15 protein-coding genes are annotated in these 13,056 nt (G+C 70.8%); 4 read left to right on the plus strand and 11 right to left on the minus strand.

The window, feature by feature from the left end:
• Window positions 1-7 precede the first annotated feature (7 nt).
• Window positions 8-481, minus strand: coding sequence for a DUF3237 domain-containing protein (locus tag DT073_RS01565; RefSeq protein WP_124291801.1), 474 nt, complete (start codon window positions 479-481; stop codon window positions 8-10).
• Between the two features lie 106 nt (window positions 482-587).
• On the opposite strand from DT073_RS01565, the gene DT073_RS01570 reads away from it, so the two are divergent.
• The 4 genes from DT073_RS01570 (at window position 588) to DT073_RS01585 (ending at window position 5,036) form a co-directional block, all read left to right on the plus strand.
• A complete protein-coding gene (locus tag DT073_RS01570) occupies window positions 588-2,048 on the plus strand; it encodes an MFS transporter (RefSeq protein WP_276310440.1) in 1,461 nt (486 codons plus the stop codon).
• Between the two features lie 120 nt (window positions 2,049-2,168).
• Window positions 2,169-3,713, plus strand: coding sequence for a peptide MFS transporter (locus DT073_RS01575; RefSeq protein WP_124291802.1), 1,545 nt, complete (start codon window positions 2,169-2,171; stop codon window positions 3,711-3,713).
• A 3-nt stretch (window positions 3,714-3,716) separates the two neighbouring features.
• Complete coding sequence (locus DT073_RS01580; protein ID WP_124291803.1) at window positions 3,717-3,893, plus strand: SDR family oxidoreductase; 177 nt, start codon at window positions 3,717-3,719, stop codon at window positions 3,891-3,893.
• A 12-nt stretch (window positions 3,894-3,905) separates the two neighbouring features.
• Entirely contained in the window at window positions 3,906-5,036 is a 1,131-nt protein-coding gene (locus DT073_RS01585; RefSeq protein ID WP_124291804.1) for an AAA family ATPase, read from the plus strand.
• A gap of 16 nt (window positions 5,037-5,052) precedes the next feature.
• Here DT073_RS01585 and DT073_RS01590 read toward each other — a convergent pair whose 3' ends face one another.
• The 10 genes from DT073_RS01590 to DT073_RS01635 form a co-directional block, all read right to left on the minus strand.
• Window positions 5,053-5,457, minus strand: a complete 405-nt coding sequence (locus DT073_RS01590; RefSeq protein WP_124291805.1) for a hypothetical protein — start codon at window positions 5,455-5,457, stop codon at window positions 5,053-5,055.
• 36 nt (window positions 5,458-5,493) lie between these two features.
• Window positions 5,494-6,021, minus strand: coding sequence for a hypothetical protein (locus tag DT073_RS01595; RefSeq protein WP_124291806.1), 528 nt, complete (start codon window positions 6,019-6,021; stop codon window positions 5,494-5,496).
• 40 nt (window positions 6,022-6,061) lie between these two features.
• Window positions 6,062-6,781: a hypothetical protein gene (locus tag DT073_RS01600; protein ID WP_124291807.1), complete on the minus strand. Its 720-nt coding sequence runs from the start codon at window positions 6,779-6,781 to the stop codon at window positions 6,062-6,064.
• On the minus strand, window positions 6,778-7,977 hold the full coding sequence (locus DT073_RS01605; protein ID WP_124291808.1) for a cysteine desulfurase-like protein: 1,200 nt from the start codon (window positions 7,975-7,977) through the stop codon (window positions 6,778-6,780). Before DT073_RS01605 ends, DT073_RS01600 begins: the two co-directional genes overlap by 4 nt.
• A gap of 131 nt (window positions 7,978-8,108) precedes the next feature.
• On the minus strand, window positions 8,109-8,495 hold the full coding sequence (locus DT073_RS01610; protein ID WP_124291809.1) for a hypothetical protein: 387 nt from the start codon (window positions 8,493-8,495) through the stop codon (window positions 8,109-8,111).
• Between the two features lie 88 nt (window positions 8,496-8,583).
• A complete protein-coding gene (dinB, locus tag DT073_RS01615) occupies window positions 8,584-9,792 on the minus strand; it encodes a DNA polymerase IV (protein ID WP_124291810.1) in 1,209 nt (402 codons plus the stop codon).
• Between the two features lie 75 nt (window positions 9,793-9,867).
• The gene (locus DT073_RS01620) at window positions 9,868-10,485 is read right to left on the minus strand and encodes a histidine phosphatase family protein (RefSeq protein ID WP_124291811.1); all 618 of its coding nucleotides are present in this window, start codon (window positions 10,483-10,485) and stop codon (window positions 9,868-9,870) included.
• Window positions 10,486-10,508: 23 nt separating this feature from the next.
• Window positions 10,509-11,063: a hypothetical protein gene (locus DT073_RS01625; RefSeq protein WP_124291812.1), complete on the minus strand. Its 555-nt coding sequence runs from the start codon at window positions 11,061-11,063 to the stop codon at window positions 10,509-10,511.
• A gap of 48 nt (window positions 11,064-11,111) precedes the next feature.
• Window positions 11,112-11,888: an IclR family transcriptional regulator domain-containing protein gene (locus DT073_RS01630; protein WP_124291813.1), complete on the minus strand. Its 777-nt coding sequence runs from the start codon at window positions 11,886-11,888 to the stop codon at window positions 11,112-11,114.
• Window positions 11,885-13,054, minus strand: coding sequence for a thiolase family protein (locus tag DT073_RS01635; protein WP_124291814.1), 1,170 nt, complete (start codon window positions 13,052-13,054; stop codon window positions 11,885-11,887). The genes DT073_RS01630 and DT073_RS01635 overlap by 4 nt, the downstream gene beginning before the upstream one ends.
• Window positions 13,055-13,056 lie beyond the last annotated feature (2 nt).

Below are 13,056 nucleotides of genomic sequence, written 5' to 3' on the forward strand. Positions count from 1 at the left end.
CCTCACCCTACTCGCGCGGTTCTTCTCCCCGTCGATGGGTGATCCAGTACTCCAGCGACACCCCGGCGACGGCCTCGCCGTCGAAGATGACCGCGAGGCTGCCGACGAGGATGGCGTCGTTCAGCCACGCCCACGGCGAGCCGACCGGCGCCTCGATCTGCAGCGCCGTGATGCCCTCGGGTCCGCCTGGACCCGGGGTGAGCACACCCTCGTTCCGCACCGACAGCACCGTGCCGTCGGTGAGGCGCAGCAGGTAACGCGCCGAGACCGTCTCGGTGCCGTCGGGGCGGCGAAGGTTCCAATCCGCGCCGAGCGGGAGCACCTCGCCGAAGAGGACGGGGCCCGACACGGTGCCGGCGCCGATGGGGATGATGCGCCGCTCGCCGCCCACCACGGCACCGGCGACGACGGAGGCCTTGATCGGCACGCGCAGCCGGGCGAGGAGGCGCAGCTCGAGGGGCGGGTTCATCGAATCGAGCATGGCACCTCGCCCGGCGCACGCCAATCTCTCGTCTGGAATGTTCGTTCAGCGCACGACTGTTCACAAAGCGAGCGCCGGTGATGTCGAGCGGGAGTAGGCTGGCTCGGTGCGCGATCGAGCTGAGGACACCCGGAAGAGCCTCAGCCGAAAGCCTCGACAGGGTGCGATCGTCGCCGTGCTCGCGGTCGCGGGCCTGGCGTCATCCTTCATGTTCACCCTCGTGGTGCCCATCCAATCGAAGCTCCCCGAGCTCTTGGACGCCAGCCGCGAAGACACCGCCTGGGTGGTGACCGCGACCCTCCTCGCCGCCGCGATCAGCACCCCCGTGGCGGGGCGCCTGGGCGACATGTACGGCAAGCGCCGCATCGTGCTGGTGCTCCTCACCCTGCTCGTCATCGGTTCGGTCATCGCCGCGCTCTCTCCGGGGATCGTCGGGGTGATCGTCGGGCGCGCCCTTCAGGGGGCGGTGACCGGCGTCGTCCCGCTCGGGATCTCGATCCTCCGCGACGTGCTGCACGAGAACCGCGTCGACACCGCCATCGCGCTCATCAGCGCCACCCTCGGCGTCGGCGGCGCGCTCGGCCTCCCGATCAGCGCCCTCATCACCGAGCGCAGCGACTGGCATGTGCTGTTCTGGATGTCGGCGGGCCTCGGCGTCATCGTGTTCATCCTCGTGCTGTGGATCGTGCCGGTGAGCACACTGCGCACCGCTGGTCGCTTCGACTACGTCGGCGCGGCGGGCATGTCGATCGGACTCCTGGGCGTGCTGCTGGCGATCTCCCGCGGCAACGAGTGGGGCTGGGGTTCCCCCGCCGTTCTCGCGCTCGGGCTCGGAGGGCTCGCCATCCTGGTGGCGTGGGGCTGGTACGAGCTGCGGATCAGCGAACCGCTCCTGGACCTCCGGGTCGCCGCGCGCCGCCCGGTGCTGCTGACCAACATCGCCTCGATCGCGATGGGCTTCTCGCTGTTCGCCTCGAACGTGGTCTACCCGCAGATGCTCGAGCTTCCCGTCGCCACCGGCGGCTTCGGCCTGTCGCTCATCGCCGCGAGCCTCGTGGTCATGCCGGCGGGCCTGATGATGATGCTCCTCTCCCCGTTCTCAGGCCGCTTGGCCCGCATCTTCGGCCCGCGCCTGCTGCTCATCCTCGGCGCGTTCGCCCTCATCGTCGCCTACGGCTACACGCTGCTGTTCTCCCGCGAGGTGTGGGAGATCCTCGTCGCGAACATCCTCATCGGGGTCGGGATCGGCTTCGGGTACGCCGCGATGCCGATGCTCATCATGCGCTCGGTGCCGCAGTCCGAGACCGGCGCCTCGAACGGCCTCAACGCCCTCTTCCGCTCGCTCGGCACGAGCACCGCGGCCGCCGTCATCGGCGTCGTGCTCGCCACCTACGTCACGCCCTTCCAGGGCGTCGACGTGCCGACGGGCACCGCCTTCCAGGTCTCGTTCATCCTCGGCGGCGCCGCCGCGATCATCGCGCTCGTCGTCGCCCTCTTCATCCCCCGTCGCCACGACGCCCGCGAACGCCACCCGGCGCTCCCCGAACACGAGCGCGTCACCCGCTGAGGCGAGGACGATCCGCCGGGGCGCGGACGTTTCACCCTCGGATGTACGCGGCTCGGCCGGGTTTCCTCGCGCCGGCGAAATGGTCTCCACGGTCGGAGCATGCGGGCGTATCGTCATCGCATGGACAGCGATGACCGCGACCGGGCACCCGAGCAGGTCCCCGTCGGACCCCCGACGGGCGCGACAGCGGCGGACACGACCGAGAGACCGTTCGGGCGGGGCGAGGGCGATCACGACACCCGCTTCTTCGGCCAGCCGTGGGCTCTCGCCCACGTGTTCGGTGTGGAGATGTGGGAGCGGTTCAGCTTCTACGGCATGCAGGGCATCCTGCTCATCTACCTGTACTACTCCACGACGCAGGGCGGCCTCGGGCTCCTCGAGACCGTCGCGGCGGGCATCGTCGGCGCCTACGGCGGATCGGTCTACCTCTCCACCATCCTCGGCGCCTGGATCGCCGACCGCATCCTCGGCTCGGAGCGGGTGCTGTTCTACAGCGCGATCGTCATCATGGCGGGGCATATCGCCCTGGCCCTTCTCCCGGGCTTCCTCGGAGTCACCGTCGGCCTCATCCTCGTCGCGCTCGGATCGGGCGGGCTGAAAGCCAACGCCACCTCGGTGGTGGGCACCCTGTACACCGCCGACGACCCGCGTCGCGACGCCGGGTTCTCGCTGTTCTACCTCGGCATCAACCTCGGCGCGTTCTTCGGTCCGCTCCTCACCGGTCTCCTGCAGACGACCATGGGGTTCCACTGGGGCTTCGGCCTGGCCGCGGTCGGCATGGCGCTCGGACTCATCCAGTACTCCTTCGGGCGCAAGCAGCTCCCTCCCGAGGCGAGCATCGTGCCGAACCCGCTCCCGCGCCACCGGTACGGCCTCTTCCTCGGCATCGGCGCCGCCGGGCTCGGCCTGATCGTCGCGATGGTCCTTTTCGGCGTCATCACTGTCGACAACCTCTCGCTGGTCGTCATCGTGGTGACCCTCGCCGCGACGATCGCCTACTTCTTCGTCATCCTCTCCAGCCGCCGCATCACCTCGACCGAGCGCTCGCGGGTCTGGGGATTCCTGCCGCTGTTCATCACCAGCGTCGCGTTCTGGTCGCTGTACCAGCAGCAGTTCACCGTGGTGACGATCTACTCCGACCAGAAGCTGAACCGCGACATCTTCGGCTGGACGATGCCGGTGTCATGGGTGCAGTCGATCAACCCGATCTTCATCATCATCCTCTCGGGCGTCTTCGCGACCCTGTGGCTGAAGCTCGGCACCCGCCAGCCGTCGACGCCGGTGAAGTTCGCCATCGGCACGATGATCATGGGGGTCGCCTTCCTGCTCTTCCTGCCGTTCGCCGGCGGCGGGCCGAACTCCACTCCGCTCCTCGCGCTCGTGGGCATCCTGTTCGTCTTCACCGTCGCCGAGCTGCTGGTCTCTCCGGTCGGCCTGTCGGTGACCACCAAGCTCGCCCCCGAGATGTTCCACACCCAGATGGTGGCGCTGTTCTTCCTCTCGGTCGCGCTCGGCACCTCCATCTCGGGCTGGCTCGCCCAGTTCTTCGACGTGAACAACGAGGGGCCGTACTTCGCCATCCTCGGCGGGCTCGCGATCATCGTGGGCGTCGGGCTGCTGGTGTCGGTGAAGCCCGTGCTGGCGCTGATGAAGGGCGTGAAGTAGCGGATGACGCCGAGCGGGCGTCATCCGGACATCGCCGGCCGCGTGGTGATCGCGTTCCTGCTCTCGGATGCGGCGGCCTACGTCACGGGCGCGGAGATCCCGGTCGACGGCGGGTTCGCGTCATCCGCGGGGGCCAAGGTGCTCTCCGACCGGCTGAGGGGCGGTGTCGGGCACTCCTGACAGGATGGCGGGGTGCTCACCACCCTCGCCGTCGCCGGGTACCGGTCGCTGCGCGACCTGGTGCTGCCGCTCGACGCGCTGACGGTGATCACCGGCCCGAACGGGTCGGGCAAGTCCAACCTCCACCGGGCGATGCGCCTCCTCGCGCAGTCCGCCACGGGGTCGCTCATCGCGGCGATCGCCCGGGAAGGGGGGCTTCCCTCTCTGCTGTGGGCAGGCCCCGAGTTCGGCGGAACCCAGGGCACCGTGCGGCGCGAACCCATCGCCGTGAAGCTCGGGTACGCCTCGGACGAGCTCGGCTTCCTCGTCGACCTCGGCATTCCGCAGGCCGATCCGCAGAACCTCTTCAGCCGCGACCCCGAGATCAAGCGCGAGCAGGTGTTCGCAGGGCCGGTTGCGAAGCCCGCCGCGCTGCTCATCGACCGCAAGGGTGCGGCGACGCGCGTGCGCGAGGATTCCTGGACGACCCTGGCTCAACCGCTCGCACCGTGGGAGAGCATCGTCACCGACCTCGCCGACGGCGACACGGGGCCCGAGCTCCTGACGCTCCGGCGCACACTCGCCGGCTGGCGGTTCTACGATCACTTCCGCGTCGACGCCGACGCCCCCGCCCGTGCGCCGCAGATCGGCACGCGCTCGCACACCCTGGCGCACGGCGGCGAGAACCTCGCGGCGGTCTGGGCGACCATCCGCGATGCCGGCTTCGGTGCGGAACTCGATGGCGCCGTCGCCCGCGCCTTCCCGGGCGCCCGGGTGCAGATCGACGCGGCGGACGGTCGATTCACCCTGGCGATGCGGCAGCCGGGACTCCTCCGTGCCCTCGCGGCCGGCGAGCTCTCGGACGGCACGCTGCGATATCTGCTGCTTTGCGCGGCACTCCTCCCCGCCCGCCCGGCGCCCCTCCTCGTGCTGAACGAGCCGGAGGCGAGCCTGCACCCCGACCTGCTCGATCCCCTCGCCGAACTCATCGCCGCGGCATCCGCTCAGTCCCAGGTGATCGTCGTCACCCACGCCGAACGTCTGGCCGGAGCGCTCGAGCGATCGGGTGCGCTCACCCATCGACTGGAGAGCGGGACCGGCGGCACGCAGGTCGCGGGGCAGGGAGTGCTCGACCGGCCGGCCTGGAACTGGGGCTCGCGATAGTGCCCGTTGCCGCCGGTCAGAGGGTGAGCGTCTCCATCTCGATGTCGTCGAAGCCCATCGCGATGAAGAACGACAGCACCGCCAGCACGAGGCAGACCGGCGTCATCGTGAACCGCTCCGGCCTCGAGCGCGACAGCGCGTTCATCACGATCCCGAGCGCGAAGTAGCCGAAGACGACCCACATGCCCACCTCCGACACGACTCGCGGAAGGAGGTCGACCGCGCCGACCCGGCTCCAGGCGATGAGGACGATCACCGCATAGATCAGGATCGACACCACGCTCCCGACACGCAGCCGGGTCGGGAGAACGCGATGCTGCCCGCCCCAGGCGAAGTGACCGAGCGGGGCGCCGGCGGCGAGTGCCAGCTGGAAGGCGCCGAGGAGGACGAGCAGGACGGTGAGGGCGACGGCGAAGGGCACGCCCTCACGCTAGCGGGGCACGCGTCCTCACCGCGGTCAATGCACGACGATGACCTTCAGCAGCGCCATGACGGCGCCGAACGCGGCTGTCATCGCTGATCCGGCGAGACTGCGCGGCACCGAGGCGCCGCGTCGGCGGAACGCGATCCACCCGAGCGCGGCCAGCAGCACGGTGCCCGAGAGGAGAGCCGCCCAGATCGCGAGTTGGTCGTCCACCAGACGCGCCGTGCCGAGCAGGAGGATCGCGCAGGGGATCAGCGCGGAGACGAGCAACCCGTTGGACTGCCGCACCGCGCGGCGGAACGCGACCGACAGCGGGCGCGCATCGCGCCCGAAGCCGTGCCCGGCGACCGTGCCGGCGTAGACGTGAGCGCCCCAGAAGACGACGACGGTACTCACGACGACGACGAAGACGCTGAGACTCGTGGGATCCCCTGCGCCGCTCATCACGATCATCCCCGACACGAGGATCACGCCGTACACCGACTGCTCTGTCACGAAGCTCGAAGTCAGGGCGGCGAGGGGAGTGAGCTCCGGACGGGGATCCTCGGGAATGGATGCCATCGATTGCCTCCTCAGATCACGCGGGTCAGAACCCATCCGATCAGAACCAGGCGAACGGCACCAGGGCTGTCAGCACGGCGGCGACGGTGAAGATCGACATGCCGAATCCGATGAGGATCCACTGGATGCGACGGCGCTTGACCACCGCGGCGACACCGAGGAGGAACAGGGTGATCGCCATCAGCACGGTGTTCAGCTGCAGCCGGTCACCGAGGGTGTTGTACTCCTCCGCACTCTCGAAGAGCGCCGTGCTGCGGTCATCCTCTTCGGCCCAGGCACCGAAGCGGGCGGCGAAGTACTCCTCCGACTCGAACGGCCCGACGTAATCGCCGGTGGCGGTGGTCTCCTCGTCGGACCAGGTGATGGCCGCATCGAAGATCTCATCGACGAGCACGAACTGGAGGGTGTCGAACTTCGCACTCGCGGCGTCGGCGATCACGGGGTCGGGGTTGTCCATGTCGACCGACAGTTCGGTGAGCCGACCCCAGGTCTGGACGTCCTGCACGTAGGTCTGGTTCGCCTCGAGGTACAGCGACTCGGCCTCGGTCTGTGTGTTCTGCGCCTGCGAGTACGACGACGCGGTGAGACCGTCGTACAGCGTCGACTGGAACGAGGTGTAGGCGGTGGACACCGAGACGATGCCGAGAAGGATGACGACGAGCAGCTCCATGTCGCCGAAGAGGCCGGACAGGCGCGGCGGCTCGGCGGCCGAGGACGCGGGGGCGGGCGCGGGGGCAGGGGCAGGGGCAGGGGCGGTCATCGTGTCAGAAACTCCGAAAGTCCTTCGAGGAGGCGATCGACGTCGTCGTCGCTCGTGTACGCGGCGACCCCGATGCGCATGCCGGCTTCGACCGGGAGGCGGAGCGCCCGGAAGGTCTCCCAGGCATAGAAGCTCCCCGACGGGGCGAGGATGTCGCGCTCGGCGAGAAAGCTCGACGCCGCCGAAGCGACTCGGTCACCCAGGGTGACGTAGAGCGTCGGCGTGCGCCGGTCCGCGCGCGAGTGCACCTCGAGGCCGAGCTCGGTGACGCGGGTCTCGATGCGTTCGCGCAGCGCGTTCTCGTGCCGCTCGATCAGCTGGTGTGCCGCGACGAGGCGCTCGCGACGAGACGGGGCGGGCGGCGCGATCCCGGCGATCACGTCGACGGCGGCGGTGACGCCGGCAAGGGCCTCGTAGGGCAGGGTGCCCAGCTCGAAGCGCTCGGGCACCTGATCGGTCGAGGGGACGAGTTTGTCGGGGTGCAGGGTCTCCAGCAGCGCCGGGTCGGCGACGAGCACCGCACAGTGCGGACCGAAGAACTTGTACGGCGAGCACACGAAGAAATCCGCGCCGAGGGCGGTGACGTCGACCGAGGCGTGAGCGGCGTAGTGAACCCCGTCCACGTGGACGAGGGCCCCCACGGCGTGGGCGCGCGCCGCGATGCGAGCGACGGGCGGGATGGTGCCGAGGAGATTGGATGCCGCGGTGACCGCGACCAGCCGGGTGCGGTCGTTGACGATCTCGTCGAGACCTGACAGGTCGAGTTCGGCGGTGGCGGGATCCAGCGGCAGCCACCGCACGCTCACGCCGCGCGCCTCAGCCGCCTGCACCCAGGGGCGGACGTTGGCGTCGTGGTCGAGCTCGGACACGACGATCTCGTCACCCTCCGCCCACGAGGCGGCGAGGGTTCGGGAGAGGTCGTAGGTGAGCTGCGTGGCGCTCCGTCCGTAAACCACACCGCGCGGGTCGGCGGCCAGCAGGTCGGCCACGGCCGCGCGGAACGCGGCGACCGCGTCATCCGCATTCCGTTCGCTGCGCACCGACGAACCGCGATTGGACAGCGGCGCGGTCAGCGTGCGCGCGATCGCCTCAGCGACCGCGAGGGGCGTCTGGGTGCCGCCGGGGCCGTCGAAGTGCGCGATGCCGGAGGCGAGGGAGGGGAACTGCGAGCGGAACGCATCGACATCGAGACTCATGAACTCCGCCCACTTCCGCGCACGGAGCGAGGCTATCGCTCAGGGTAGGGAAGCGTCCGCTGCGGCGCGCAGGGGCTGTCGCAGTCCTCGGGGGCCGGGCGCTCGGCGCGGCGACGGCGGAAGGCGCGCCGTCACCCGGACGCCGGATTCGGGTCGATGAGATAGCCCAGCGCGAAGACGGTCCAGAAGACGGTGGGGACAGCGGCGATCCCACCCGCGGTCCACGAGACCCAGCGGCGGTCGCCGCGCGCGATCGCCCAGACCGCAGCGGTCACCCCGGCCATCGACAGCACGATGGACACCGGCGTGGAATTGACGGCTGAGCCGGTCGGTCCCGGGAGCGCCAGCGGGAGGAAGAGGGCGCCGGCGAGCAGTGCGACCGCGACGACGCCGAGAGCGAGTGCTGTCCACGCCAGAGCGCTCACCCGCTGCGGCGGCCGGGTGCGGTCGATTCGCCGACCCAGCGGAATGCCGACGGCGGCGCCCAGCGCGACGCCCAGCACCACGAAGACGATCATCGCTCAGCATTCCGGAACGCGCGATCGGTCTTCATGACCGCACGGTACGTGCAGACGGTCGGATCGTGGGGGCCGTTGGTCCTCCCCCCTACTCGTGCTCGGGCAGGATCGGCGTCGACCACCCGGGATCACGACCCAGCTGGGTGGCGCGGCCGACCGCAGAGGCCCCGAAGCGATCGCGAAGGCGATCGAGCACGTCGTCGAGAGCACCGTCGATCTGATCGCCGCCGGTGAAGTCGAGGGGGAGCTCGGGTTGCACGCTGTCGGCGTGCTCGAGATGCGACAGCGAGAGACCGATCAGGGTGATGCCCCGCTCGGTGATCGTCGGAAGGGCAGCGGCCAGCAGCATCCGTGCCGTGTCGATGAGCACCGACGTGCGATCGGTGGGGAACCGCAGCGTGCGTGATCTCGTCGCCTTGGTGTAGTCGCCGAAGCGCAGGCGGAGGACGACGCTCCGGCAGACCCGGTTGCCGTCGCGGAGCCGCCGGGCCAGCCGATCGACGATCTGGCTGAGGATGACATCGAGCTCGTCGGGGGTGCGGGGGCGGGTGCCGAGGGCCCGCTGCGACCCGATCGAACGGCGCCGGCGGGTGGTGTCGACCGGTCGCGGGTCGCGCAGGCGCGCGAGGGCGTGGAGGTGCGCGCCCGCTGCCCTCCCGAGGAGGCGTTCGGCAGTCGCCGCCTCGAGCTCGGCGAGCTGTCCGACGGTGCGAATCCCGAGACCGTGCAGCTTCTCAGCGGTCTTCGCGCCGACGCCCCACAGCCGCTCGACGGGCAGCGGCAGGAGGAAGGCCTCCTCCTCGCCGGGTTCGACGATGAGGAGGCCATCGGGCTTGCTCACGGCGCTGGCGACCTTGGCGAGGAACTTCGTACGGGCGACGCCGACCGAGATCGGGAGGCCGACCTCGGCGCGGACGCGTTCGCGCAGGCGGGCAGCGATGTCGGCGGGAGGACCGGCGATGCGGCGGAGTCCGCCGACCTCGAGGAAGGCCTCGTCGATCGAGAGCCCTTCGACCAGCGGGGTGGTGTCGCGGAAGATCTCGAACACGGCCTTGGGGGCCGCGGAGTACGCCTCCATCCGCGGCGGAACGACGATCGCGTCGGGGCAGAGCTCCCGCGCCTGGCGTTCACCCATCGCGGTCCGCACCCCGCGGGCCTTGGCCTCGTAGCTGGCGGCGAGCACGACGCCGCCGCCGACGATCACCGGGCGGCCGCGGAGCGCGGGCGCGTCGCGCTGCTCGACCGAGGCGTAGAACGCGTCGAGGTCGGCGTGCAGCACCGTCGCCGTGTCGTGCATCGACACCTCCCTCCCCGCGCGCATCGTCGCACGGGGGTGCGACATCGTCCTCTGCAGCGTCGTCGAGGCCCCCGGTCACCGCCCGCGCACGTGGTTCCACTGCAGAACGACGGGGCGCGCGTGCTCGAAGCCGAGCTCATTGACCGCCGAGGTGCCGAGCCAGAAGTAGCGGCCGCCCGACGCGGTGAGCCCGAGCCAGGTGCCGGTCAGGGCGCGGATGAAGTGGGCGTGGGAGAACATCAGCACGTGCTCGCCGCGCTCGAGGCGCGGACGGATGTCGCCGAGCAGCGACTCCGCGCGCGCGGTGACCTGGGCGACGCTCTCACCCGGGGTCTCGCCGGCAGGCGCGCCGTCGTCCCAGATCGACCAGGGGTGTCCGAGCTGGGCGATGATCTCGGGGGTGGTGAGCCCCTCGTATGCGCCGTAGTCCCACTCGTGGAGGCGCTCATCGGGCTCGGCGTCGGGAAAACCCGCGTACCGGGCGGTATCGACGGCGCGGCGGAGCGGGCTGGTGAGCACGCGGTCGAAGCGACGGGTGGCGAGGAGCGTGCCGGCCAGCTCGGACTTGTAGACGCCGGTCTCGGTGAGCGGGATGTCGGTGAGCCCGGTGTGGCGCCCGCTCTTGCTCCACTCGGTCTCGCCGTGTCGGACGAGGACCATCGTTCCCCGGGGTTCCGTGCTCGCGGTGCTCATCACCCCTTCATCCTGCCCTGCCCTCAGCCCTGGCCGGGAGGCCCGAGCGTTCCTCCGTCCGGCAGCTCCGGACACGCGGCCGCCTCGGTGAGGGCGGCGACCTCCGCCCGCACGGCGACACCGTCGGGCGTGCGGACGACCGTGTAGACGACACCCTCTTGCGCACCGTCGGCGGGGATGTAGCCGACAGTCAGGTTGTCGAGTGCGGGATCGTCGGGGTAGGGGCCGACCGCCGTCGTCGTCAGATCGGCGGTCGGATTCGCCAGGAGCCAGTTCGCCGTGTCGGCGACGGTCGCGTCGGGAATGGTCCAGAAACCCTCGAGCTCCTCGACCGGGGTGCACGGCCATCCCGTGAAGGAGAGGAATTCGCCCGCACTCGCGTCGGACCGCACGGCTCCGGGTGGGAGAGCGGCGGCCTCGAGCCACTCCTCGGCCTGTGCGAAGGCGGCGGGGTCGCCGGTCTCCGGCGGTGCAGCTCCCGTGGACGGCTCCGACCTCTCCGCCGCTCCGCCCGCGCACCCGGCGAGCGACGCCGCAGCGAGGAGAGCGAACAAGGCTGCCGCTGATCGAGACCGCATACGCCCAACGTAAACCCGCGGACGAGAGGGCGATCTCGTCCGCGGGAATCACACCAGCCGCAGGTCTGCCTCGATCGCGCGGGTCGTCGCCAGGAGCGCGGGAAGGTAGGTCTCGCGCACCCGGTCGACGGTGTCGCGTGTGGCGCTGGTGGAGATGTTGACGGCGGCCACGACGGTGCCCGTGCGATCGCGGATCGGCGCGGCGACCGAGCGGAGGCCGGGCTCGAGCTCGCCGTCGACGAGCGACCACCCCTGCGTGCGCACGCGGGCGAGCTCGGCGGCGAGCGCCTCGGGGTCGACGAGGGTGCGCTCGGTGAGGTGCTCGGGAGGGAGGAGGGCGAGGATGTCGGCGGCCGCCGCGTCCGGCAGGGCGGCCAGCAGCACCCGCCCCATCGAGGTGGCATAGGCGGGGAACCGCGTTCCGATCGTGATGCGGACGCTCATGATGCGACGCGTGGGCACACGGGCGACGTACACGACCTCGGCGCCGGCGAGGACCGCCGCCGAGACGCTTTCGTCGACCTCGCGCGAAAGCGCCTCCAGGTGGGGTTGCACGACCTCGGGCAGCGACAGCGCGGACAGGTAGCTGAAGCCGAGCTCGAGCACCTTCGGCGTCAGCGCGAACGCGCGACCGTCGCTGCGGACGTAGCCGAGGGTCTGCAGGGTGTGCAGGAACCGCCGCGCTGCCGCGCGGGTGAGGTCGGTGCGCCGCGCGACGTCGCTGAGGCTGAGCGAGGGGTGCTCGGCATCGAACGCGCGGATCACCCCGAGCCCGCGCGCCAGGGATTGGACGAACTCGCTCGACGGTTCGGGATCGGCGCTCACCGCTCGAGGACCACCGCGAGCCCCTGACCGACGCCGATGCAGAGCGCGGCGACCGCCACCCCCGAGCCGCGACGGGCGAGCTCGTGCGCCGCGCGACCGATGACGCGAGCCCCCGAGGCGCCGAGCGGGTGGCCGATCGCGATCGCTCCGCCGTGCACGTTCGCCTTCTCGGGGTCGAGCTCGGTCCACAGCTCCAGGCATGCGAGGCTCTGCGAGGCGAAGGCCTCGTTCAGCTCCATGACGTCGACGTCGGCCCACGTCCGACCCGCCCGGGCCAGGGCCCGGTTCGCCGCCTCCACGGGGGCGACCCCGAAGACATCGGGGTCGTTGCCGAAGGCGGCACGACCGGTGATCCGCGCCAGCGGCTCACCCTCCAGTGCCCCCTCGGCGCCGAGAAGGATCGCCGCGGCACCGTCGTTGATCGACGACGAGTTGCCGGCGGTCACTGTGCCGTCGGCGGCGAACAGCGCCCGCAGGCCTGCGAGCTTGTCGAGCGTCGTGTCGGCGCGGATTCCCTCGTCGCGGGTGAGCTCGGCGCCGGCGACCTGGACGATCTCGCCGTCGAAGACGCCGTCCGCCCACGCCCGGGCGGCGCGCTCGTGACTGCGCAGAGCGAAGGCATCCTGTTCTTCTCGGGAGATCCCGTAGATCGACGCGAGCTTCTCGGCGGACTCGCCGTTGGAGATCGTCCACTCCTTCGGCAGCGCCTTGTTCGTCATGCGCCAGCCGATCGAGGTGTTCCACATCGTCTGGTTGCCGGTGGCCGGCCACGGCTTCGGCGACTTCTCCACCACGAACGGCGCGCGGCTCATCGACTCCACGCCGCCGGCGAGGATGACGTCGGCATCGCCGGACTCGATCGCCCGCGCCCCCTGGATGACGGCCTCCATGCTCGAACCGCAGAGGCGGTTGACGGTCACGCCCGGCACCGTGGTGGGAAATCCCGCGAGCAGGGCGCCGAAACGCGCGACGTTGCGGTTGTCCTCACCGGCCTGGTTGGCGTCGCCGAAGATCACGTCGTCGATGCGGGCGGGGTCCAGGCCCGTCCGCTCGACGACGGCCTTCATCGCCACGGCGGCCAGGTCGTCGGGGCGGACGCCGGAGAGCGCGCCGCCGGCGCGGCCGAAAGGGGTGCGGACGGCGTCGTAGATGTAGGTCGCGGGCATGG

The organism is Microbacterium sp. ABRD28 (assembly GCF_003850245.1).
Taxonomy (GTDB): domain Bacteria; phylum Actinomycetota; class Actinomycetes; order Actinomycetales; family Microbacteriaceae; genus Microbacterium.